We start from the raw sequence: 23,099 nt of genomic DNA, 5'->3' as shown, positions 1-23,099 counted from the left end.
TTGAACTGAACTAAAAGGGATGGAATATATCCCTTAAAAATAATAAAAGACGGCTCAAAAATTCATATTCTGAACTTGAGCCGTCTTTTTTATGTTTGTCGACTTAACTTATGAAAAAAACGAAGTTTTTCAGTGCCCTCGCAATTAGCGAGGGTTTTTAGGATATGGGAGTATGAGTGATTAGGTCTAGAATTTTCTCCCAGTTCCGGTCATCGGGTGCGATATCAAATCTAGATCCATGTCTTTTAGTTTCTTTAATGCCGAGACCGCCGACGAGGCATTTTACGGATGGATTAACCTCGCGGACTGTGTCTATATATTTCTCGACAAGTTCATGGTCTGTTTGACGGGAGGTAGAGATGGCAAGAATGCTGATATCCTTCTCCTTGACAAGTTCGGCAAGACCTTCAAGCGGGGTATCTGCCCCAATGTAGTACACAGGATAATGTTTTTCGCGCAGGAAAAGCGTAAAGAGAATCAAGCCAAGCTGATGCTGCTCTCCCTGTGGGCAGATGGCCATCACCCGCGGCAAGGAGGGAGATGTCTCAAACACACTGAAGAACCTGATGGAACGATGGAGAATGATGTTGCTGATCATATGCTCCTTTACGACATGGAGGTTTCCATTCTCCCATTCTGCTCCAACCTTATACATGAGCGGAACGATGATGGAGGAGAAGACGGTATGGTAATTGAATTGCGAGAAATACAGGTCCAGAAGGCGATTGCACTTATCGGCTTCCAGCTCGAGCACAGCTGCGTACAATTCATCGATTTGTTTCTTGAAGCGTTCGTTAGGCTCATCATCATTCGAATCTGGCAAGAGCTCCATCGTTGTCTCTTCAGCCTTCTTTGCCTTTAGCAGGTTGACAGCCTGGCTGATATTCAAGCCGTTCTCATGGATTTGTTTCTTGAGCCACTTCAAATCATTTAAGTTCTCTTCGGTGTACACCCTGTGCCCGGATTCCGTTCGTTCCGGGGTGATGGCTTGATAACGCGTTTCCCAAGAGCGGATGGTCACGGTCGGCATGTCTAATAATTTGGAAACAGCTTTAATATTGTACATCGTCGAACCCTCTTTTATAAAAGTTATAAAATAGTTATATATTAACAATATACCCAATTTGATAAAAAGACAAATATCTATTGTATAAAAAAATGCAAAAAAAGAGCATGCGAGAAGAACGCCCCTGCATGCTTACGATTTTTTGCGGGAAATATTCCAAACAGCCAGCGCAAAGAACAGCAGTGTAACCCCTAACAAGACAAGAATATGAGTGCTTGCTTGGAGGGTATGGTCTCCGAATGTCAGCACGACACCCAATTCTTCTTTAAAGGTTTCTCCGGCCTTTGCCGGCAAATCACCAAAGGCTGTCTGTAGCGGTGCGTCCATGAATACCTGCCGGAATAGAACGCCTGCATGGGTAACAGGGAATATCTTCACGACAAGCTGAACGGCATCAGGAAGATTCCCTATCGGGATATAGATTCCGGTAAGAAAGCCGATTAATGTGCCGATAACTGTGCTGCCTGTAGCAAAGGCGTTAATGCTTGTAAAGAAGCTGACAAGAAAGAAGACCATTGCGCTGGACGAAAGAACGGACAGCAGAATGAGTCCTAATACCTTCACAATGCTAAGCATGGGCAGCAGCTCCCCGCCATTGGCAACGATATAGATCTCGGCAAGGATGAAGGTAATCACGCACATGATGATTCCGACCATGAAGGAGCTAATAACATAGCCGCCCGCAATTTGATATCTCTTTAAAGGAGAGGCATAGAAATCCTTTGCGGTTCCTTTTGCCCGGTCTTCTACCATCGTACCAAATGCGCCCATTGTCGTCGTGACGGAGGTGACAGCGAGTAGTCCTCCCATAATCCAGCTGTCCATTAAGAAACGGGCATCCTTTATATCTTTCATATCACTTGCAATCGTATCCCCTAAGAAGAGGACGTATAGACCAATGATGATAAAGACGGCTAACAGGGAGAAGAAGACGGTGCTTTTATCCCGGAAGAACAATCTAAAGTTACGCTGGGCCAGGTTAAACATCAGCTCGTATCTCCTTTCCTGTAATGTTAATGAACACATCATCCATCGTACCGTGCTGCACCTCAAAGCGATTGATCAATGGCTCTGTAAGTTTAAGAATGGACAAGGCTTCCTTTGTACCAGAAAGCTTAATGGTAAGCAGCTCATTTTTTTCTGTATAAGAAATATCATGTTCATTAAGCAGACTAATCAGGCTTGAGCGGTCTGTCGGTTCAATTTTCAACGTATCAGAGCTATATGTATTACGCAGTTCAAATGGGGTGCCCTTTGCCACAATGCGTCCATTATCAATAATCATGATATAGTCGGCTGAAGCAGCCTCCTCCATATAATGGGTTGTCAGAAAGACAGTCAGCCCGCTTTCTTTTTGCAGACGTGCAATGGTTTCCCACACACTGCGCCTTGTCTGCGGGTCAAGCCCTGTCGTTGGCTCATCTAGAAAAAGAATCTTCGGTGTGTTGACAAGTGCGCGGGCAATATCTGCCCGGCGTCTTTGACCGCCGGATAATTTGCCGTACGGGCGGTCGATGAAATCCATGACATCAGCAGAAATGGCTGCTTTTTCTACGCGTTCCTTCAGCTCTTTCTTCGGAATTCTGTAAAATCTTGCTCGTGATAGTAAGTTCTCTCGGACGGTGAGAAGCGGGTCGAGCAGGCTCTCCTGGAAAACAACCCCGATTGACTCACGAATGTTCTGATCCTCTGTGCCCAGGCGGCAGCCGTTAATAACGGCCTCTCCTGAATCAGGCTTCAGAAGAGTGCAAATCATATCGATGGTCGTACTCTTGCCGGCTCCGTTCGGTCCAAGGAAAGCGAACAGTTTTCCGCTCTCTATATAAAAATCAATGCCCTTAACCGCCTGAAGGTCTCCAAAAGTTTTCGTGAGGCCTTGCACTTCTATAATTTTATCCATACAGACACCTCGATTCCTTTTAGAATAAAAGACTAGTAGTTGGAATTCTCCGAAAATACATATTTATAGTTAATTATATACCGAACAGGCCTTTCATAACTTCCCGAGAAAAAGAATTTAAAGAAAATGTCTTGGCTTAATTGGCAAAAATTAATTTTATGCGGGAATTAAAACAGATATGGACGAAATTTACAAATTAAGGTAAACTGAATGCAGAATCGAAATACAAATAAAGAGCGCACCAGTTTTTCTTGGGTCTCTGTTATATTGCGTTGTTGATATCGGCTGTATTTATGTACAAGGACAGCTCGAAAGCCTAAATGTAAGCTTTCGGTCTTTCTTGCTCGGTCAGGTCTTGAAAGAGGGTACTTACTCTTCATATCAATAACGGTATAACAGGACCCTTTTTTATTTCCAAAAGGGGGAGGAAGTAGCGTGAAAAGAAAAAAGGCGTCAGGTATTATTCTGTCTTTATCATTGGCAATGGGAGTCTTGGCTGGATGCGGAGGAGAGGAAGCAGGAGGAACAGGTGAGGGAACAATCAAAATAGGAGCCAATCTTGAGATGTCAGGAGGAGCTGCCTCCTATGGTCAGTCCATCATGGAAGGGATGGAGCTGGCGATTGAGGAAATCAATAAGGATGGCATTAATGGCAAAAAGCTTGAGATTGAGAAATATGACAATAAATCAGATGCTGCCGAAGCCACAACCGGTGCTTTGAAGCTTGTGACACAGGAAAAGGTAGATGTTATCGTCGGAGCGGCAACAAGCACGAATACGCTGGCACAGGTCGATATCGCCAATGATCAAAAGGTCCCCCTTATTACCCCGACCGGAACAAATGAAACGATTACGGTCAAGGATGGGAAAGTAAATGATTATGTGTTCCGGACATGCTTTATCGATCCTTTCCAAGGAACCGTTGCAGCAAACTTTGCCAAGGAGCAGTTTAAGGCCGAGACCGCTGCCGTTTATATTGATAGCTCCAGCGATTATTCGAAAGGGCTCGCCGCTGCATTTAAGGAGGCCTTTACAGCCGGCGGAGGAAAGATTGTTGCAGAGGAGGCCTTTGTTCAAAAGGATACAGATTTTCAATCGACTTTAACGCGTATCAAGAAGGCTAATCCTGATTTTGTGTTTGTTCCGGCTTTTTATGAAGAGGTTGGGTTGATTTTAAAGCAGGGGCGTGAAATTGGTCTTGATGTGCCATTCATGGGAGGAGACGGCTGGGATTCTCCAAAGCTGCTGGAAATAGCCGGTGAAAAATCACTAGAGAATACATTTATCACAAACCACTACTCTGCAGGAGACCCCGCTAAGAATATTCAAGAATTCGTCAGCGCCTTTAAAAAGAAATACAAGGATAAATCCCCAGATGCCTTTGCAGCCCTTGGTTATGATACGGCTTATTTTATCGCAGATGCGGTAAAAAGAGCGGGCGATGACCCTGCCCCTGAAAAGATTAAAGAAGCGCTTGCTGAAACAGATGGACTTGACCTTGTCTCTGGCAAACTGACCATTGATAAAAACCATAATCCAATTAAGGCTGCTGCCATCTTGAAATATGAAAATGGAAAGCAGGTCTTTGAAACCAATATTGAACCATAATAGACCGGTAGGGGACTGATTCATCAGTCTCCTGCTCTTAATTGTTATTCTAATAACCAGGGGGTCACATATGGAATTTATCCAGCAGCTTGTGAACGGAATATCGCTCGGAAGCATTTACGCACTGATCGCACTCGGCTATACAATGGTTTATGGAATTGTTAAATTGATTAATTTTGCCCATGGCGATGTTTTTATGGTAGGAGCCTTCATCGGATTCTATGCCATTACAATTCTTGAGCTTTCCTTCCTTCCGGCGCTTTTATTATCCATGACAGCATGCGCTATATTAGGCGTATTGATTGAACGGATTGCCTATAAGCCGCTTCGGAATGCGACCAGAATCGCAGCCCTGATAACGGCAATCGGTGTCTCTCTCTTTATTGAGTATGGAATGATCTACATTAGGGGCGCTCAGATTGAGGCGTATCCTAATGATGTATTGCCATCTTCCAATATTGATATTCTCGGAGTTACGGTTAAAAGCCAATCCATCCTTATCCTTGCCGTGGCAATCTGCCTAATGGTCTTGCTGCAAGTTATCGTTCACCGCACGAAGATTGGAAGAGCTATGCGGGCAGTATCCTTTGATGCAGATGCAGCCAAATTAATGGGCATCAGCGTTAATAATACAATATCGGCTACGTTTGCAATCGGATCAGCGTTAGCCGGAGCTGCGGGTGTAATCTTTGGTGTTTATTATACGAGAATTGAACCGTTAATGGGTATTCTTCCAGGGCTGAAGGCATTTGTCGCCGCAGTGTTTGGAGGCATTGGCATCATTCCGGGAGCAATGGTTGGAGGTCTGCTGCTCGGTATGATTGAAGCGCTTGTCAGTGCCGCAGGCTTCTCACTATGGAGAGATGCCGCAGCCTTTGTCGTGCTCATCCTGATTCTTCTATTCATGCCTCAAGGCTTGTTCGGCAAAAACAAGAAAGAAAAAGTATAGGAGATGGGGGCAATGGGGATTTTCAAAAGAATAAACGGCTTTTTTGGAACCATGATTCTTGCGCTTATATTCTTTCTGGTCATGCAATCAATCATCTCTGCCGGTATCATAGACAGCTTTTATACCAATATGGTTATTACGATAGGCATTAATATCATCGTAGCGGTCAGTCTTCATTTAATATTGGGCATAACCGGTCAGTTCTCTATTGGACAAGCAGGTTTCCTGGCTGTCGGGGCATTTATCTCAGCCATTATGACCATGAAAATGGGACTTCCGTTCCTAGCGTCCATCTTAATTGGCGGTCTGATGGCAGCAGCCGTTGGTATGCTGATTGGAATTCCAAGCCTTAGATTGAAGGGGGATTACCTCGCTATTGCGACGCTTGGATTTGGAGAGATTGTGCGCATTATTTTCTTGAATATGGATTATGTTGGAGGGGCCTCTGGTATGATGGTCACCCATAAAACGACCTGGGGATGGATTTTCCTCTGGATGATGATCACGATTCTTGTGGTGAGGAACTTTACTAATTCCACACATGGACGGGCCTGCATTTCAATCCGTGAGGATGAAACAGCCTCTGATGCAATGGGCATTAATACGACCTATTATAAAGTGGCAGCCTTTGTTATCGGTGCTTTCTTTACCGGGATTGCAGGTGCCTTGTATTCTCATAATTTTTATTTCATTCAGCCGGCGAATTTTAATTTCCTAAAGTCATTTGATATTTTGATTTTAGTTGTATTAGGGGGTCTCGGCAGCCTTTCAGGGACGGTTATTGCCGCAGTGCTGCTGACTCTTGTGACGACATTCCTGTCTGATTATCCTGAAACGAGGATGCTTCTATATAGCTTAGTACTGATTGTCATGATGATTTATCGTCCACAGGGACTGCTCGGTACGAAGGAAATTACAAGCTTATGGACGAGAAAGACAAAGGGGGGTCCAAAGGATGGAAACCAGCAAACCATTGCTTAGTGTCGAGCATTTATCAATTCAATTCGGCGGTCTTAAGGCGGTGAGTGATGTGTGTATGGAGCTTGGCCATGGTGACCTCTGCGGCTTAATCGGACCAAACGGGGCTGGAAAGACGACTCTCTTTAATTTATTAACAGGTGTCTATGTCCCGACAGAGGGGGCTGTCATCTTTGATGGACAAAGGCTGAACAAGCTTGCTCCCTACAGGATTACTCGGAAAGGGCTGTGCCGGACCTTCCAAAATATCCGCCTGTTTGGGGAATTATCCGTCATTGATAATGTTAAGGTGGCCTATCATTCACAGGCAAATCACTCGATGATAAGCTCTATTCTTAGGCTTCCCGGGCATTTTAAGGGTGAGCGGATCATAGAGGAGAAGGCTCTGGAATTATTAGAGATATTCAATCTGCACCCGTACAAGGATGAGAAAGCGAAGAACCTGCCGTATGGCATGCAGCGAAGACTTGAGATTGCGAGGGCGCTCGCCGGTAAGCCGAGATTACTCTTGCTTGATGAACCTGCTGCCGGCATGAATCCAAAAGAGACAGGGCAGCTGATGGAATTGATTGGAGAGATTAAGGAGCGTTTCCGTTTGACTGTTCTCTTGATTGAACATGATATGAAGCTCGTTATGGGAGTATGTGAACGTATTTATGTTCTGGACCATGGACAGTTGATTGCCCATGGGTCACCTGAAGAAATTCGGCAAAACCCGCTTGTCATAGAAGCCTATCTTGGCGAGGAGGTGAGCTGATGCTTCATGTTGATAATGTCACTGTTTATTATGGGAACATTCAAGCGATTAAAGGGGTGACATTGGATATTCAAGAAGGAGAAATTGTTACTCTTATTGGGGCGAACGGTGCCGGGAAGAGCACCTTGCTGAAGACGGTATCCGGTTTGTTAAAGCCGAAGGAGGGAGGTATCCTCTATGAAGGGAAATCAATTGGGGGGAATGCCGCTCAATCCATTGTAAAACAAGGAATATCCCATGTACCAGAGGGGAGACGTATATTCGCCAATATGACTGTGGAGGAAAACCTGAAGCTTGGTGCCTATCTTCGCAAAGATCGTGCAGGGGTTAAGGCGGATATGGAACAGGTGTATGAATTATTTCCCCGTCTACTGGAGCGAGTGAAGCAGCAGGCTGGGACCCTTTCCGGAGGTGAACAGCAAATGCTCGCCATGGGAAGAGCACTTATGGCGAAACCGAAGCTTTTGCTCCTTGATGAGCCTTCAATGGGACTGGCTCCTTTGCTCGTAAAGACAATTTTCCGTATCATCGAAGAGATAAAGGCTGCGGGAACTACAATTCTGCTGGTAGAACAAAATGCCCACCTGGCTTTGTCTATCGCAGACAGGGCATATGTTATGGAGACGGGACGGATCGTCCTTTCTGGAACAGCAAATGAGCTTAATGAAAGTGAAGAAGTGAAGCTGGCTTACTTGGGCGGTCACTAATCACTCTAAGGGTTTGTTTCTTACAGCTAGAAGAAAAATAGCTGCAGGGAACAAACCCTTTTTAATAAGTTTCTCTTATGCCAAACCTTTATAAATCAGTCATTTTCTTTAGGAGGCTTCATGCATATGCTTATGGGGGAGGCGATACAAAGATGGACTATGTCTATATTTATTTCATCGGATTGTTGGCTACAACTGTCGGTACATTGGCAGGAGGCGGAGGATTGATTAGTTTTCCCTCCATGCTTCTTTTGGGGGTGCCTGTCCACTCGGCAATTGGAGCAAATAAAGTGTCCAACACAGTGAGTTCGTTTACGAGCTTTTGGCATTTGTATAGAAAGGGGCAAGTGGATTGGAAGGAGTCCTTCTGGATTCTGCCGGTAAGTGCCTTAGGAGGTGTTGCGGGAGGGATGACGGCGACTTTTATGTCATCATCCATGCTGAACGTAGTGGCGAGTATTTTCTTGGTATTTGGTTACATTCTTTCATTTTTGGGTAAAGGAAATTTCATGGATCAGGGGGAAAAGCTCCACTTGAATAAATATAGTCTCTCCGGTCTTTTTGGGATAGGAATGTTCGATGGCATGTTTGGGCCAGGTCAAGGGACTTTGCTGTTTAACCTTTTTGGTTATCTTCATCTTTCCTACATGAAGGCGGTTGCGCTTGTTCGCCTTGCTACTGTGTCAAGCTGTTTGGGAGCCGCGGTGACATATATAGTTTCTGGTAATATCATATGGCCCATAACGCTCTGCTTGATGCTTGGTTCGATTACTGGTGCTCAAGCGGGGGTAAGAATAGCGGAGAAATTAAAGCCTCACTATGTTAAACCGATACTGCGTATTATGACACTTCTTCTGCTCATTCAGCTATGGTTTAATCAATTTGTCTCATAATTTCCAATTTTTAAAACTCAACTACCCTTCCCTATTGAAAATCGTTATATTAAAATAGTATATATATACTTCGAATTGTATTTTTACTTAATGTTTTTATCCATCGCAAGCATTAATTAAAGATATGACCGAAGTATGGAGCATCAGGGTTTCTGACAAAATAGAGGAGGATTTTCTATGGAAAACTCGGTTTATTCATTGCTGCCGCCATTAATCGCTATTTTGATGGTGGTTTTGACGAGAAAGATCCTGTTATCGCTTGGAGTCGGTATTCTTGCATCTGCTTTTATGCTGGCTGATTTCAAATTAGGAGAAACGGCTGTCATTGTTTGGGACGCAGTAAAGGGTATTTTCATATCTGAAGGAGCATGGAATGTATCCAATCTCTATATCATCCTATTCATTCTTTTATTAGGTATTATCACCATCTTTATTTCAGTCTGCGGCGGTAGCCGGGCCTTTGGAGAGTGGGCGATGAAAAGGGTGAAAACGAGAACAGGGGCACAGCTTGTGGCAGCGCTTCTAGGAATCTTTATCTTTATAGATGATTATTTCAATGCGCTTGCAGTTGGACAGGTCGCCCGCCCGATTACAGACCGGCAAAAGGTGTCCAGGGCTAAGCTTGCGTATATTATTGATTCTTCATCTGCACCGATTTGTGTCATCTCCCCAATATCCAGCTGGGGAGCGTATATTATTGCCCTTCTAGGCATTATTTTTGCCCAGCATCAATACACGGAGTATAGTGCTCTTACCGCATTCCTTCAAATGTCTGCTATGAATTTTTATGCGATTGCTGCGATTGCGATGGTGTTCATTGTAGCTTACCGCAATTGGAATATTGGTCCAATGAAAGCGCATGAGGACCGTGCGACCATAAGAGGTGAGGTATACGACCCGGCGAAATCTATTCCGGGAGAGTTAAAGGAAAAGCTGGAAACAAGCCAGAAAGGAACCGTTTATGATTTGCTCGTGCCAATCTTGACGCTGATTATCGGAACAGTCTCCGCCATGATGTGGACAGGCTTTACAGCAATCTCCGGTAAAGTAACGATATTGGCTGTTCTAGAGAATACGAATGTGACCCAATCACTTGTTATTGGGGGACTTTTAGGGTTAGCAGCTGCCCTTATTATGTTTGCTAAGCAGGTGTACTATCATAAAGGAATCAAGGGGAAAGTATTTGGAAAGAGCTTTGCACAAGGGATTATTACCATGCTCCCGGCTGTTTATATTCTCTTGTTTGCCTGGGCACTCGTTGATCTGATTGGCCGCCTCCAAGTAGGAGATTACTTGGCAGGTCTCGTTCAGCAATCTAATCTTAATATTTTATATCTGCCACTTGTGATGTTCCTTGTTGCTGGGGTTATGACTTTTGCGACGGGAACCTCATGGGGGTCATTTGGAATCCTGCTTCCTATTGCCGGGGAAATCGCGGCAGCAACCGACCCGGAGATGATGCTGCCAGCCATGGCGGCCGTTCTCGCTGGGGCTGTCTTTGGGGATCATTGCTCCCCAATCTCTGATACGACGATTCTATCATCAACAGGTGCTGGCTCTAATCATTTAGATCATGTAATGACCCAGCTGCCATATGCCCTGATTTGTGCAGGTGTGGCATTGGTTGGTTATCTCATTTTAGGATTGACAGAGAATTTATGGATCTCTCTGCTAATCGTATTAGGTTTGATTGGCTCTCTCGTCATCTTAATTAAGCCAAAGACTGAGACCGAACCGAAAAGTGAAACTAGTGTTGTTGATTCATAAATAAAAAGGGGGAAGGGAAAACTAAACTGGTACCCCTGTCAAGGACACATTAAAAAAAGAGACTAAGCTACGAGAAGATGATTCCTAAATTGAACAGGGGTCATCTTCTTTAAGTTCCATTGATAACGGTCATGATTATAGTAATTGATGTAGTGCTTTATTTTGGCCTTTAGTTCATTCAGTGTCTGGCAAGATCGATAATCGACTTCATCTTTGAGGTGCCCAAAGAACGATTCCTGAGGGGCATTGTCCCAACAGTTTCCCCGGCGAGACATGGATTGTCCCAATCCATATTTCTTCAATAATTTTTGATAACGAGGACTTGTGTAATGGCTTCCTTGATCGGAGTGGATAAACGCATCCTTGTCTAATTTTACTTTCTTGTTGTTCATTAACTTATGGATCGTCTGCGTGGCGATATCCAATGTAATTCGGTCTGAAACATGGTAAACGAGGATTTCGTTCGTCGAGGCATCTTTTATGGTCGACAAATAAGCCATCTGTCTTCCGGCATATGGCAAATAGGTGATATCTGTTAATAGTACTTTACCAGGAACTCCTTGTTTGAATTCTCGGTTCAACTTGTTTGGAACGACCTGGTGTTCCTTAGTGGCTTTGGCGATTTTCCTATAAGGATTTGACCTCCTGTGAGGACAGACAATCCCATATTTCCTCATGATTCGTTGAATCTTTTTTCGACTAAAGTGGACTCCATACTTATTTTCTAATACCATCTTAATGGAGCGAGACCCCTTCTTATACCCGCGTCGTTTAAACGCTTTTAAAATGAGCTCTTTCGCTTCTAAATCTAATTGTTCTCTTGCTTTACGGACCTCAAAAGCCTTTAAGTAACTGTAGTAACCCGAACGGGATACGCCTAAGAGGGCACAAAAGTATGCCGTCAATCGCTTGAATGAATGTTGTTCCAAGGTCTCATAAATCAGCTGATAGATTCTATTTGGAGCGAGGTTTTGACTTTCGTTTAACAGCCTCCTTTCGGTCATTTCTAGCTTTTTTAATAGCTCTATTTGTCCTTCCAACAGCTTAATTTGAGCTTCTTGGCGTTTAATCACTTCAGATGGTGAGAGTTCCCGTTTTAACGGCCTTCCAGATGCCGTTTTCCTTGAATCCGTGAGTCCAAGTAACCCATTGGTTTCATAGGCTTTCTTCCACCTATAGGCCGATTGTTCGATTCGCTTCATTCCAATGAGGTCGACATCAAAACCGCCCTCCATAAAAATTTGCCGGGGAAGCTTTCCCGTCATATACTCATCAATAAATCTATTTTTAAATGCATCTGTATAGGTGATGGATCGCTCGCTGACACGTTGTACATTTGGGTTTTTTTGAAGTAGTTTAATCTCTCTAGATGTAAATGTAATCTTACTCATGGTATCCCCTTGTATCTTATTTCATGACCTCTAGTATATAAGAAAACCTGTAGCTAGGACACTCTTTTTCAAGTGTCCTAACTACAGGTACCAGTTTAAACCATGTGTTTTCCTTCTCCTTTTTCGTTTAAATCGGTTTATTGAAGATGCTGTATGGGTACATAATATTATCTTAATATAATATTTATTCAACCAGAATAAGGAAGGTGAAATACGGTGAGAAGCAGTATACCATTTCGTTCATTAGTATCAATCATTATGGTAAATGAATTCGCAGAGAATTATATCAAGAAGACAATTGAGTCTGTTAGACAACAAACATATGAGAATTGGGAGCTTATTATTGTCGAAAATTTATCAAAGGATGATAGCTCCTCGGAAATTAAGGAAATAATGATGGAGGATTCACGAATTAAGCTTGTAACTCTGCAAGAGCCAATTAGTCATGCAGAAGCTTGTAATTTTGGTATTACGATGGCGAGAGGCCGTTATTTAGCCTTTATCAATAATGATGATATTTGGCCGCATCATAAGCTTGAGAAACAATTGGAATTCATGGAGGCACATAATATTGGGTTTAGCTGTACAGATTACCAAATCATTGATGAGAGCAATAAAGCCTATGAGCCAATCATTGTTATGCCTGAACAAACTACTTATTCCAGTTTCCTCCACAACGTGAACCTTATTGCTGGTTCGACTGTTATGATTGACCGATACATAATAGGAAAGATACAGCTTACAAGCAACGAAAATATTCCTGAAGAGAGTGCGCTTTGGCTCTCAATATTCAAACGAGGGTTTAAGGCATATGCAATCAAGGAAGTTCTGCTCTTTAAGCGCAGGCATAATCACTCATTAGATGAGGACGAGTACAAAAAAGCGTCTAAAGTCTGGTCACTCTATCGTCATGTCGAAAAATTGAATATTTTTGAGTCGGCTTATTGCTTTATGAATAATGCGAAGAGCGAAGCGAAATATCGAAATCTAAAAAATTGATAAATGATAAGAGCGCCGGATTTACTCAACGGCGCTTTTGTTTTTATAATCTCATGATTTTTTGGCATTTTTCGACTTTGAGCAAAAAGGTTGTCAAGCTGTGTACCTTCTGTTAATATAATGTCTATCGTGCTTGCGGGTGTAGTTTAGTGGTAAAACCTCAGCCTTCCAAGCTGATGATGAGGGTTCGATTCCCTTCACCCGCTTTAACAACGCAGTGTTTCGTAACGAAGAGTACGAAGCATTGCGTTTTTTATATGTCTATTTTTTGATTTTCATGACTTACTAGATAGATGGAGGAGTCCCCTCCGTGAACTTGAATGAACATTTTTGAGATGGCTTCAAGCATTTTCCCGGCCTGTTCGATGGAGTGATCATGGTGGAAATAGACGACTTGAAGTGCGTCCTTCGTATCGTCCTGAATACTTGTCCTGACAGAGTCCACGTATGGGCTGCCAAATACTCCTTCCTCATCAAATGTTCCAATTATCCTATTCAATGTATTCGTACGGCCGTTCAGTCCTTCATACCTGTCAGTCTCACTGCCTATTTTAATGTGCACATCACCTTTGATAGCCTTGACGTCATAAATGCCAAGCGGAATCTTGTATTGAAGGGAGAAGAAGTTATTTAGAGCAATGCTTGAGTTTCCGGTTGGAGCAGAGGGCTCTTTTTTTATTCTTCTATATAATGCCTCTGCGGATGGACGGTATTTTGAAGGATCAGCTCCTGTTTTCTTAAAGATCTTACGCCACGCTGTAATTCCGGGGTAATCGGCCCATTCTTTCATTTGAAGCTCGGTATGCAGCTGTTCTATATATAGCTGAAGGCGGCCAACAAGCATGGAAGGTATATTTCCTGCCTCCATTCCCTCATAATGAATAATACCGAACTTAACATCACCAGCTTGTGCGAAGAGCTGTTCGTCTGCTTTTATGTGGATCATGCAGACACCTCCCACTTTTTTGAAAATAGTATACCATACAATGAGATAAGATCCGTAGAAAGGAGAAGGGGCATAAGAATGTATGATTATCAGTTAAAGCAAGAGATTATTGAATACAGCAAGACGATTGGCATTGATAGAATCGGTTTTACTTCAAGCGACCCCTTTCTCGAATTGAAGGATCGCCTTATTGAGCAGCAAAAGAGAAAGTATGCATCCGGCTTTGAGGAACCGGATTTAGAGAAACGAACAGACCCGAAACGGCTCATGCCAGAGGCAAGGTCCATCATAGCGATTGCCATTGCCTATCCAACTCGTCTGCATGATGCACCGAGAAGTAAGAAGGGGGAACGAAGAGGAATCTTCAGCCGCTCCTCCTGGGGACTTGATTATCACCATGTTGTAAAGGATCGGCTAAGCAAGCTTGAAGCCTTTATTCAGGAAAGAGTTCCTGATGCCCGGCTAAAATCAATGGTGGATACTGGCGAATTGGCCGACCGCGCTGTTGCAGAACGGGCGGGTATAGGCTGGAGCGGAAAAAATTGTTCGATATTAAACCAAGAATACGGTTCCTATATGTATCTAGGGGAAATGATTACGAACATCCCGTTTCCGCCGGATACACCGATGGAGGATTTATGCGGATCTTGTACCAAATGCCTTGATGCCTGTCCAACGGGTGCGCTTGTTGCTGGCGGACAAATCAATGCCAAAAGCTGCATCTCCTTCCTGACACAGACAAAGGAAATGATACCAGACGAATTTAGAGAAAAAGTCGGCAATCGATTGTATGGCTGTGACTCCTGCCAGACATCCTGTCCATACAATAAGCGTATTGACTATCATCTTCATGAGGAATTGGAGGCTGACCCGCAGATAGTTAAACCTGAATTGCTGTCTCTCTTGAACTTGAGCAACCGTGCCTTCAAGGAGCAATATGGCAGCCTGTCAGGTTCCTGGAGAGGAAAGATGCCCATCCAGCGTAATGCTATTCTGGCCCTAGCTCATTTCAAGGACCATGAGAATATTCCGCCTCTTGCTGATTTGCTTAGAAAGGATCCGCGCCCTGTCATAAGGGGAACGGCTGCTTGGGCAATCGGGAAAATCGGCGGAGAGGAGGCAGAGCGGGTTTTAAGAGAATGTTTAGCAGTGGAGAAAGAAGAGCTCGTCTGCGAGGAAATTGATCAGGCAATCGCCAAACTTGAAAAGCTGGGGGAATGACCCCGGCTTTTTTTCATATTTTTATAAAGGAGGGGAGGATGGAGACATGAAGGAAAAGCTTGAAACATTGTTGAAGGAACGGATTGCCTTGCTCGCAGGTGAACGAAAACGCTCCAGAACAGCCCAGGATGAACGGCTGTTAAAGAAGAAAATGAGCCTGAAGCAGCGCGGGGGACATTTGGTGAAAGTAATGGGGAAAGGAACCGTGGAGAATATGACGGAGCGGGAGGCTCTGTATACGATTCATTGGTCATTTGCCATTAAGCATGGAGACCAGTTTTATATAGAAGAAGAAGTGGAGCGGAGAAGGGCAGAATTCTCTTCAGGCGAGCTTATCGGGGATGAGGAGCTAAGGGTGCCGGCAGAGGCTGGAGATAGCGATTGGTCCGTTCTCGATCTTCAGCATAGAGCTGGGTGGCCTGATTTCCGTTATGACAGGCTGAAGGCTGTCCAATATGCCGAACGTTGGTGGAATGCATTTAATCCATCCTATCCTGAATTCACAGATGATTGTACGAATTTTATTTCTCAATGCCTTCGCGCCGGGGGAGTCCCGATGTGGGGCCAGCCGGTGCGGACGAGGGGCTGGTGGATGGAAGGAACGAGCAATTGGAGCTATAGCTGGACGGTCGCCCATGCTTTTATGCTGATGCTTAAAGGGGCAAAGTGGACAATCGAGGTCAGCAGTCCTGCAGAGCTTTCGATAGGAGATATCATTTGCTACGATTTTGAGGGAGACGGACGCTTTAATCATAATACAATCATCACAGGTATGGACGGCTATGGAAACCCTCTTGTCAATGCCCATACGACCAACAGCCGCATGCGGTTTTGGGATTATGAGGACTCAACAGCCTATACACCGGATATTCAGTATAAATTTTTTCATATTATCACTCGCTAGACATTCGATTTAGGGATATGGCATAAAAGTGGTATAATAAAGGCTGTTATTCTAACAAGAGGTGAATAAAGTGTCTTTACATATTGTTTTATACCAGCCGCTTATCCCGGCAAATACCGGTAATATTGCCCGCACATGCGCGGCGACTGATACAACCCTTCATTTGATCCGCCCGCTTGGCTTCTCAACAGATGATAAAATGCTCAAACGGGCCGGCCTTGATTATTGGGAGCATGTAACGATCATTTATTACGATTCCATTGAAGAATTCTTCGAGAAAAACGAAGGGGGAGAATTCTTCTATATTACAAAGTTTGCGAAGCACTATCATAGTGATGTATCGTATGCAGATGCCGAGAAGGATTACTTCTTCATTTTCGGAAGAGAGACTACCGGCCTGCCAAAGCACCTTCTAGAGGAGCACCCGGAACGAGGCTTGCGTCTGCCGATGAATGATACGCATGTCCGCTCCCTTAACCTATCAAATACAGCTGCGATCGTTATCTATGAAGCGCTGAGACAACAGAATTACGGTCATTTAGCGTGATGGAAATAAGCGAAGAGAGACTCTCTTCGCTTATTATTTTGGCTATGATAATGATGAGTGTTGATAGTGGAATACTTTTGATTCAAAATAATGACGTACATCATTCAAGGTTTTTCTACATCCCATAAGGTTCTTCATTATATCCTGAACTCTTCTATTTGGTATAGTAAAAGAGAGTATAGATGGGGAGATGAAAAAGGATGAATGAGACTATTGAGTTATTGTTAAACCATCGTTCCATTAGGAAATTTGAGGATAAGGCACTATCAAAGGAGCAGATTGAGCAGATTGTCCGGGCGGCGCAGTCGGCTTCGACTTCAAGCTTCGTGCAGGCGTATTCGATTATTGGCATTTCTGATCCGGAAAAGAAGCGAGAACTGGCGGCTTTTGCGGGGAACCAATCCTATGTAGAGCATAATGGATATTTCTATGTTTTTTGTGCAGATTTGAATAGACATGAAAGGGCTGCTGATATGGCAGGTGTAGACCTTGGAGGCAGTCTTGATTTCATGGAGAAATTCATGGTTGCAGTCATTGACGCAGCCCTCGCAGCACAAAATGCAGCGATTGCGGCAGAATCGATGGGGCTTGGGATTTGTTACATAGGCGGAATTAGAAATGAAATTCAAAAGGTGTCAGATTTGCTCAAGCTTCCTGATAGAGTCATTCCTTTATTCGGCATGGCGGTCGGTTATCCGGATCAGGATACAGCCATTAAGCCTCGTCTGCCATTTGAAGCGGTCTTCCATGAAAATGAATACGAGGATAAGAAAGAACAGCTGAAAGAATACGATGAAACAATTTCCGCTTACTATAATATGAGAACTGGGGGTAAACGGAAGGACCGCTGGAGCGAGCAGGTAGCTGCGATGCTGACTGGCAAACAGCGCGAACATATGAAGGAGTTTGTGAATCGAAAAGGCTATGCAAATAAATAGAAAAAAGCGATTCGCTGATGGCCGATAGGGCTTGCAGGCGAATCGCTTTTTTATTTACAAAATAAAGGGTTATCTCGGCTTATCATTGTATCCAGCTGAAAAAATAGCCGTCAAGAACGTGAGGGATACTAAAAGAATAATAGCAACTGTCACTGCGCCTTCCTCCTTATTTTGGTCACTTTAGAAAAGTATACCATACCGAAGTATTTTTTTCCTTGTCCAAGAATATATTGGTGATAAGCATGGGGATTTCAACATCATGAGCTATCATCCATATCATACATGTTTGCCCGTTTACAAGCATATGTATCAATAGCAGCTGAATCATGGCTAGGGGAGGAACTATACTGAATGGATATCTTAAAAAAAATAGAACAATTCAGAGATGAAGAGGAAAAACTGAGATGGGAAGGAACATTCGGAGATTATCTGCAGTTATTGAAGGAGAAGCCCTGGGTAGCCCAATCAGCTCACTCAAGAGTGTATAACATGATCAAGGATGCGGGCGTGGAAGTGGTAAATGGCAAGAAGAAATACAGCTTCTTCAAGGGAGAGCTATTTGGTCTTGAGGAGCCGCTTGAACGACTCGTAGAGGAATATTTTCACCCAGCTGCTAAACGATTGGATGTCAGAAAGCGAATCTTGTTATTGATGGGACCTGTCAGCGGCGGTAAATCGACTTTAGTGACTTTATTGAAGAGAGGGCTGGAGAAATACTCACGCACAGAAAGGGGAGCGATTTATGCCATTAAGGGCTGCCCTATGCATGAGGATCCGCTCCATCTAATTCCAACGCATTTACGCAATGATTTCTTTGATGAGTATGGTATCCGTGTTGAAGGAAATCTGTCGCCGCTCAATATGATGAGGCTGGAGAAAGATTATCATAATCGGATTGAGGATATGCCAGTGGAGCGCATCTTCCTGTCAGAGGATAAACGGGTGGGTGTCGGTACCTTTAGTCCATCCGATCCAAAATCGCAGGATATCGCAGATTTAACAGGAAGTATTGATTTCTCGACGATTGCGACCTATGGTTCTGAGTCAGACCCGCGTGCCTACCGGTTCGACGGAGAATTGAATAAGGCCAACCGAGGGATGATGGAATTTCAAGAAATGCTGAAATGCGATGAGAAATTTTTATGGCATCTGCTCTCTCTCACGCAGGAGGGGAATTTCAAGGCTGGTAGATTTGCCCTTATTTCTGCTGATGAGCTCATCGTTGCGCATACGAATGAAACGGAGTACCGTTCCTTTATAGCCAATAAGAAGAATGAGGCCCTGCACTCACGGATTATCGTCATGCCTGTCCCATATAATCTAAAGGTATCTGAGGAAGAGAAGATTTATGAGAAAATGATTCAAGACAGTGATGTGGCTGGTGTGCATATTGCCCCTCACACCTTGCGTGTAGCTGCGATGTTCACAACATTAACCAGATTGAAGGACCCGAAAAAAGGTGATATTGATTTGGTGAAGAAAATGCGTCTGTATGATGGAGAGAATGTAGAAGGATTCAACACAGCTGATGTAGAAGAGCTGAAGAAGGAGTATCCGGATGAGGGAATGGGCGGTATTGACCCGCGTTATGTTATTAACCGAATCTCATCGACCATTATCCGGAAAGAAACGCCGTCCATTAATGCTCTTGATGTACTGCGCTCGCTAAAGGAAGGGTTGGATCAGCATGCATCCATTACAACCGAACTAAAGGAGCGTTACATGAATTATATTTCACTTGCCCGTAAGGAATATGATGATATTGCCAAAAAAGAGGTTCAAAAGGCATTCGTGTATTCCTATGAGGAGTCAGCTAAGACCCTTATGAATAATTACCTCGATAATGTTGAGGCATTCTGCAACAAATCGAAGCTTCGTGATGTTCTGACCGGTGAGGAAATTAATCCTGATGAGAAATTAATGAGATCGATTGAAGAGCAAATCGGTATTTCAGAGAATGCGAAGAAGGCATTCAGAGAAGAAATCCTTATCCGAATCTCTGCCTATGCCCGTAAAGGAAAACGGTTTGACTATAACTCTCATGACCGCCTGAGGGAAGCCATCCAGAAGAAGCTGTTTGCTGATTTGAAGGATGTTGTGAAGATTACCACCTCCTCTAAGACCCCGGATGAAACACAATTGAAGAAAATAAATGAGGTCGTTGCCCGCCTCATTGATGAGCATGGCTATAACTCGACTTCCGCCAATGAATTGCTGCGTTATGTAGGCAGCCTTTTAAATCGTTAATTATTCATATGATTCCCCTTATAATAGGGTTCTCTGCTTTTGCCGCCTTCTATCCCCCCCTGAGTTTGGTTTTCCTGAAAAAGGGAAATGGGGGACTAGAGGTGATGAAAAATGAAGAAAACAGAAAAGGCCGAAACCATTGCTGAGAGTAGAGTGGAAAATGGGCAAATGGCTCCGGATTTAAAGGAAATGAAAAATCTAGGAAAGCAAATGGAGAATTTGCGGACCAATGAAGAGCTGGCCAATGATTATGGTAAGTCACCAGACCCAGTCCAGCATGAGGACGAAGAAGTGAATGATAAGTAGGCAATACACATGAAGCAGGCGGAGAAAACGATGAAGGTTTCTCTGCCTGTTTTCGTTTATGAAGAATCGGCTGTATCATTAAAGATCTTTGTCTTATTTATTGAATATTTTGGCAATAAATCATGTTTTCCGCATAGGATAGAGTAATCTATCAATAATGGGTTAACCTTTATTTCTCATGAGGGATATACAGGAGGGGATAAGAGATGTCCGACAACAGCAGCCATCAGTTTGCCATTTCAAAGGAAGATTGGGCCCTCCATCGAAAAGGATTTGACGATCAGCAAAGACACCAGGAGAAAGTGCAAGAGGCAATCAAGAACAATCTGCCCGATTTGATAACAGAGGAAAGTATCATTATGTCCAATGGAAGAGATGTCGTGAAAATACCAATCCGTTCTCTGGATGAATATAAGATTCGTTACAATTACGATAAGAATAAGCATGTTGGCCAGGGTGACGGTGATTCGCAGGTGGGGGATGTTGTCGCCAGAGACGGCGCTGGCCAGAAGGCACCAGGTAAAGGCGGGGAAGCCGGCGATCAGGCTGGAGAGGATTATGTGGAGTCAGAGGTATCCTTGCTCGAGATTCAAGAGGCACTCTTCTCAGAGCTTGAGCTGCCCAATCTGAAGCAGAAGGATCAAGGAGATCATGTCACAGAGCATTATGAGTTCAATGATATTCGGAAAACTGGCTTAATGGGAAATGTCGATAAGAAACGGACGATGATCAGTGCATTTAAACGTAACGCCTTAAGTGGTACGCCTGGATTTGTGCCAATCTTTCAGGAGGATCTGAAATTCAAGTCATGGAATACCATTGAGAAGCCGGAGTCAAAGGCTGTTGTTCTTGCCATGATGGATACGTCAGGCAGTATGGGTCTATGGGAAAAGTATATGGCCAGAAGCTTCTTTTTCTGGATGACGCGCTTTTTGAGGACGAAATATGAAACGGTTGATATTGAATTCATAGCCCATCATACTGAGGCGAAGGTTGTCGAAGAGGAGGACTTCTTCTCGAAGGGGGAGAGCGGAGGCACGATTTGTTCATCCGCCTACAGAAAGGCACTCGAAATCATTGAGGAGAAATATCCAATAGAGCGTTATAATATCTACCCATTTCACTTCTCGGATGGAGATAATCTAACCTCAGACAACCCGCGCTGCATCAAGCTGGTTGGTGAATTGATGAAGGTCTCTAATATGTTCGGGTATGGGGAGGTTAATCAATATAACCGAAACTCTACACTCATGTCTGCCTACAAGAATATAAAGGATGAGAAATTCCAATATTATATTTTGAAGCAGAAAGCAGATGTATTTCATGCGATGCGAAGCTTTTTCAAGAAAGAACCAGAAGGAGCGGCTGGACGCTAGGTTATTACTCAACAAAAAAAGGCAGGCGGATGATCAATCCGCCTGCCTCTTTAGTGTGCCCGGCATGGGTGTAAGCTTTAGGGTGAAAGTCCCGAGCCTCGAAGGCAGTAGTAGGGGTTAGCCAAAGACAAGGGTGTCCGTGGTGACGCGGAATCTGAAGGAAGTTGGAGGCAAATCTCCGCCCCAAGGAACACGAACTGCATACAAGGCTAGCTGTCATTGAGTGAGTTTGCTAAACAAAACAAAGCTCTTACTGCCGAAGGTGATAGAGAGTAAATGCAGTGGGGACATGGAGAGAAAGCGTGCGCCCTTACCCGGGGAGGTCTGATGGAGATGTGAAGTACCCTTCATAACCTGTCTAGTGATAGGCAGCTGAACCATCAGAAGTCAGCTGAGGTCATAGTACGAATCGGTCTAGAACGATTCGGAAGGACCGAACAATCAAGAGAGAATAGCCCTTGGCATTCAGTCTGTCATGATGACCATAGAAAACGTAAGAGACCTCACGAGAAGAAGGATGCGGTGAATCCCGCAGGGGACTTCCCGGAGGATGGAGTGACGGCTGGCATAAGAAGATAAGCTATTCACGGAAGGAAGAAACGAGATGCTTTTGAATCAAATCCTGTCACGGGAGAATATGCTTCTCGCATTAAAGCGAGTCGAAAAGAATAAAGGAAGTCATGGAGTAGATAAGATGCCCGTACAAAACCTACGTCAGCACTTAGTCGAAAATTGGTCTTCCATCAGAGAAGCTATTCTGGAGGGAACCTACGAACCGATGCCAGTCCGAAGAGTCGAAATCCCGAAACCTGATGGCGGCTTCCGGCTACTGGGAATCCCTACCGTGACAGACCGTTTGATTCAACAGGCGATAGCCCAAGTGGTATCGAAGATATACGACCCCATGTTCTCCGAACATAGTTATGGCTTCCGACCAAACCGGAGTGCCCATGACGCTGTACGGAAGGCGAAGGGCTACATCCAAGAAGGATACAGATGGGTAGTAGACATGGACTTGGAGAAGTTCTTTGACAAGGTCAATCATGACCGACTAATGAGCACGTTGGCAAAGAGAATCGATGAGAAACCTCTATTGAAACTAATTCGCCGGTATTTACAAGCTGGAGTGATGATCAATGGAGTGGTTACCAGTATGGAGAAAGGAACTCCTCAGGGAGGTCCCCTAAGCCCCTTACTTTCAAATATTGTCCTAGATGAATTGGATAAAGAATTAGAAAGCCGGGAACATCGATTCGTACGCTATGCGGATGATTGCAATATCTACGTGAAATCCAAGCGTGCAGGTGAACGAACCTTGGCCAGCATTCAACGACTCATTGAGGGGAAGCTCCGATTGAAAGTGAATGAGAAGAAGTCAGCGGTAGGCCGACCTTGGAAACGTAAGTTTCTGGGGTTTACTTTCGCATCGACGAAAGAGCCAAAAATTCGCATCGCAAAAGCGAGCATCCAGCGAATGAAGGAGAAGGTCCGGAAAATCACTTCCAGGAAGATGCCTTACCCAATGGAATACCGGATTCAGAAACTGAACCAGTATCTAACCGGATGGTGTGGATACTTCGCGTTAGCCGATACGAAGGC

21 protein-coding genes and 1 tRNA gene are annotated in these 23,099 nt (G+C 44.1%); 17 read left to right on the top strand and 5 right to left on the bottom strand.

From position 1 onward, the window contains the following. Positions 1 to 157: 157 nt before the first annotated feature. From AC622_RS16380 to AC622_RS16370, 3 genes are all read right to left on the bottom strand, one after another. Positions 158 to 1,066, bottom strand: a complete 909-nt coding sequence (locus AC622_RS16380; RefSeq protein WP_049672044.1) for a MerR family transcriptional regulator — start codon at positions 1,064 to 1,066, stop codon at positions 158 to 160. A gap of 132 nt (positions 1,067 to 1,198) precedes the next feature. Continuing rightward, positions 1,199 to 2,053 carry an ABC transporter permease gene (locus AC622_RS16375; RefSeq protein ID WP_049672043.1) on the bottom strand — a complete coding sequence of 285 codons (855 nt, stop codon included), beginning with the start codon at positions 2,051 to 2,053 and terminating at the stop codon, positions 1,199 to 1,201. Next, a complete protein-coding gene (locus AC622_RS16370) occupies positions 2,046 to 2,966 on the bottom strand; it encodes an ABC transporter ATP-binding protein (RefSeq protein ID WP_049672042.1) in 921 nt (306 codons plus the stop codon). Before AC622_RS16370 ends, AC622_RS16375 begins: the two co-directional genes overlap by 8 nt. Positions 2,967 to 3,401: 435 nt before the next feature. Between AC622_RS16370 and AC622_RS16365 the strand changes: the two genes are divergently transcribed. The 7 genes from AC622_RS16365 to AC622_RS16335 all read left to right on the top strand — a co-directional run bounded on the left by AC622_RS16365 (position 3,402) and on the right by AC622_RS16335 (position 10,625). Then, positions 3,402 to 4,574 (top strand): ABC transporter substrate-binding protein, encoded by a 1,173-nt coding sequence (locus tag AC622_RS16365; RefSeq protein ID WP_049672041.1) that lies wholly within the window; start codon positions 3,402 to 3,404, stop codon positions 4,572 to 4,574. 70 nt (positions 4,575 to 4,644) lie between these two features. Beyond that, positions 4,645 to 5,523 (top strand): branched-chain amino acid ABC transporter permease, encoded by an 879-nt coding sequence (locus AC622_RS16360; RefSeq protein WP_049672040.1) that lies wholly within the window; start codon positions 4,645 to 4,647, stop codon positions 5,521 to 5,523. Positions 5,524 to 5,535: 12 nt separating this feature from the next. After that, a complete protein-coding gene (locus AC622_RS16355) occupies positions 5,536 to 6,504 on the top strand; it encodes a branched-chain amino acid ABC transporter permease (RefSeq protein WP_049672039.1) in 969 nt (322 codons plus the stop codon). Continuing rightward, the gene (locus tag AC622_RS16350) at positions 6,479 to 7,258 is read left to right on the top strand and encodes an ABC transporter ATP-binding protein (RefSeq protein WP_049672038.1); all 780 of its coding nucleotides are present in this window, start codon (positions 6,479 to 6,481) and stop codon (positions 7,256 to 7,258) included. The genes AC622_RS16355 and AC622_RS16350 overlap by 26 nt, the downstream gene beginning before the upstream one ends. Next, positions 7,258 to 7,965 (top strand): ABC transporter ATP-binding protein, encoded by a 708-nt coding sequence (locus tag AC622_RS16345; RefSeq protein WP_049672037.1) that lies wholly within the window; start codon positions 7,258 to 7,260, stop codon positions 7,963 to 7,965. Before AC622_RS16350 ends, AC622_RS16345 begins: the two co-directional genes overlap by 1 nt. 152 nt (positions 7,966 to 8,117) lie before the next feature. Then, entirely contained in the window at positions 8,118 to 8,858 is a 741-nt protein-coding gene (locus AC622_RS16340; protein WP_049672036.1) for a sulfite exporter TauE/SafE family protein, read from the top strand. A gap of 177 nt (positions 8,859 to 9,035) precedes the next feature. Next, positions 9,036 to 10,625 carry a Na+/H+ antiporter NhaC family protein gene (locus AC622_RS16335; RefSeq protein ID WP_049672035.1) on the top strand — a complete coding sequence of 530 codons (1,590 nt, stop codon included), beginning with the start codon at positions 9,036 to 9,038 and terminating at the stop codon, positions 10,623 to 10,625. 62 nt (positions 10,626 to 10,687) lie between these two features. On the opposite strand, the gene AC622_RS16330 is transcribed toward AC622_RS16335, so the two are convergent. Beyond that, positions 10,688 to 12,016, bottom strand: a complete 1,329-nt coding sequence (locus AC622_RS16330) for an IS3 family transposase (RefSeq protein ID WP_049672034.1) — start codon at positions 12,014 to 12,016, stop codon at positions 10,688 to 10,690. A gap of 216 nt (positions 12,017 to 12,232) precedes the next feature. On the opposite strand from AC622_RS16330, the gene AC622_RS16325 reads away from it, so the two are divergent. Beyond that, the gene (locus tag AC622_RS16325; protein ID WP_049672033.1) at positions 12,233 to 13,015 is read left to right on the top strand and encodes a glycosyltransferase family 2 protein; all 783 of its coding nucleotides are present in this window, start codon (positions 12,233 to 12,235) and stop codon (positions 13,013 to 13,015) included. A 135-nt stretch (positions 13,016 to 13,150) separates the two neighbouring features. Continuing rightward, positions 13,151 to 13,221: transfer RNA gene (locus tag AC622_RS16320), tRNA-Gly, on the top strand. Positions 13,222 to 13,268: 47 nt separating this feature from the next. On the opposite strand, the gene AC622_RS16315 is transcribed toward AC622_RS16320, so the two are convergent. After that, the gene (locus AC622_RS16315; protein ID WP_049672032.1) at positions 13,269 to 13,961 is read right to left on the bottom strand and encodes a B3/B4 domain-containing protein; all 693 of its coding nucleotides are present in this window, start codon (positions 13,959 to 13,961) and stop codon (positions 13,269 to 13,271) included. A 78-nt stretch (positions 13,962 to 14,039) separates the two neighbouring features. Between AC622_RS16315 and queG the strand changes: the two genes are divergently transcribed. From queG to ltrA, 8 genes are all read left to right on the top strand, one after another. Further along, positions 14,040 to 15,182, top strand: coding sequence for a tRNA epoxyqueuosine(34) reductase QueG (gene queG / locus AC622_RS16310; RefSeq protein ID WP_049672031.1), 1,143 nt, complete (start codon positions 14,040 to 14,042; stop codon positions 15,180 to 15,182). Positions 15,183 to 15,228: 46 nt separating this feature from the next. After that, the gene (locus AC622_RS16305) at positions 15,229 to 16,086 is read left to right on the top strand and encodes an amidase domain-containing protein (protein WP_049672030.1); all 858 of its coding nucleotides are present in this window, start codon (positions 15,229 to 15,231) and stop codon (positions 16,084 to 16,086) included. Between the two features lie 70 nt (positions 16,087 to 16,156). Further along, positions 16,157 to 16,633, top strand: a complete 477-nt coding sequence (gene trmL / locus AC622_RS16300) for a tRNA (uridine(34)/cytosine(34)/5-carboxymethylaminomethyluridine(34)-2'-O)-methyltransferase TrmL (protein WP_049672029.1) — start codon at positions 16,157 to 16,159, stop codon at positions 16,631 to 16,633. Between the two features lie 200 nt (positions 16,634 to 16,833). Continuing rightward, positions 16,834 to 17,571 carry an oxygen-insensitive NADPH nitroreductase gene (nfsA, locus tag AC622_RS16295; RefSeq protein ID WP_049672028.1) on the top strand — a complete coding sequence of 246 codons (738 nt, stop codon included), beginning with the start codon at positions 16,834 to 16,836 and terminating at the stop codon, positions 17,569 to 17,571. Between the two features lie 351 nt (positions 17,572 to 17,922). Beyond that, entirely contained in the window at positions 17,923 to 19,818 is a 1,896-nt protein-coding gene (locus tag AC622_RS16290) for a PrkA family serine protein kinase (protein ID WP_049672027.1), read from the top strand. 111 nt (positions 19,819 to 19,929) lie between these two features. After that, on the top strand, positions 19,930 to 20,124 hold the full coding sequence (locus AC622_RS16285; RefSeq protein ID WP_049672026.1) for a hypothetical protein: 195 nt from the start codon (positions 19,930 to 19,932) through the stop codon (positions 20,122 to 20,124). Between the two features lie 206 nt (positions 20,125 to 20,330). Further along, on the top strand, positions 20,331 to 21,500 hold the full coding sequence (gene yhbH, locus AC622_RS16280) for a sporulation protein YhbH (RefSeq protein ID WP_049672025.1): 1,170 nt from the start codon (positions 20,331 to 20,333) through the stop codon (positions 21,498 to 21,500). Positions 21,501 to 22,104: 604 nt separating this feature from the next. After that, positions 22,105 to 23,099: group II intron reverse transcriptase/maturase (ltrA, locus tag AC622_RS16275; protein WP_049673027.1), on the top strand; the 995-nt coding region annotated here is incomplete at its 3' end.

It is taken from the genome of Bacillus sp. FJAT-27916 (genome assembly GCF_001183965.1).
In the GTDB taxonomy this organism is placed as follows: Bacteria; Bacillota; Bacilli; order Bacillales; family Pradoshiaceae; genus Pradoshia.
This window is presented reverse-complemented; position numbering and strand designations above follow the sequence as displayed.

Bases quoted from the DNA above. Each gene is read 5' to 3' on its own strand.
- AC622_RS16340 (WP_049672036.1), top strand. From the start codon at position 8,118: ATGGACTATGTCTATATTTATTTCATCGGATTGTTGGCTACAACTGTC.
- AC622_RS16370 (WP_049672042.1), bottom strand. From the start codon at position 2,966: ATGGATAAAATTATAGAAGTGCAAGGCCTCACGAAAACTTTTGGAGAC.
- AC622_RS16290 (WP_049672027.1), top strand. From the start codon at position 17,923: ATGGATATCTTAAAAAAAATAGAACAATTCAGAGATGAAGAGGAAAAA.
- AC622_RS16305 (WP_049672030.1), top strand. From the start codon at position 15,229: ATGAAGGAAAAGCTTGAAACATTGTTGAAGGAACGGATTGCCTTGCTC.
- AC622_RS16330 (WP_049672034.1), bottom strand. From the start codon at position 12,016: ATGAGTAAGATTACATTTACATCTAGAGAGATTAAACTACTTCAAAAA.
- yhbH (WP_049672025.1), top strand. From the start codon at position 20,331: ATGTCCGACAACAGCAGCCATCAGTTTGCCATTTCAAAGGAAGATTGG.
- AC622_RS16345 (WP_049672037.1), top strand. From the start codon at position 7,258: ATGCTTCATGTTGATAATGTCACTGTTTATTATGGGAACATTCAAGCG.
- AC622_RS16380 (WP_049672044.1), bottom strand. From the start codon at position 1,066: ATGTACAATATTAAAGCTGTTTCCAAATTATTAGACATGCCGACCGTG.
- AC622_RS16285 (WP_049672026.1), top strand. From the start codon at position 19,930: ATGAAGAAAACAGAAAAGGCCGAAACCATTGCTGAGAGTAGAGTGGAA.
- AC622_RS16360 (WP_049672040.1), top strand. From the start codon at position 4,645: ATGGAATTTATCCAGCAGCTTGTGAACGGAATATCGCTCGGAAGCATT.
- AC622_RS16375 (WP_049672043.1), bottom strand. From the start codon at position 2,053: ATGTTTAACCTGGCCCAGCGTAACTTTAGATTGTTCTTCCGGGATAAA.
- AC622_RS16350 (WP_049672038.1), top strand. From the start codon at position 6,479: ATGGAAACCAGCAAACCATTGCTTAGTGTCGAGCATTTATCAATTCAA.
- AC622_RS16335 (WP_049672035.1), top strand. From the start codon at position 9,036: ATGGAAAACTCGGTTTATTCATTGCTGCCGCCATTAATCGCTATTTTG.
- queG (WP_049672031.1), top strand. From the start codon at position 14,040: ATGTATGATTATCAGTTAAAGCAAGAGATTATTGAATACAGCAAGACG.
- AC622_RS16355 (WP_049672039.1), top strand. From the start codon at position 5,536: ATGGGGATTTTCAAAAGAATAAACGGCTTTTTTGGAACCATGATTCTT.
- nfsA (WP_049672028.1), top strand. From the start codon at position 16,834: ATGAATGAGACTATTGAGTTATTGTTAAACCATCGTTCCATTAGGAAA.
- AC622_RS16315 (WP_049672032.1), bottom strand. From the start codon at position 13,961: ATGATCCACATAAAAGCAGACGAACAGCTCTTCGCACAAGCTGGTGAT.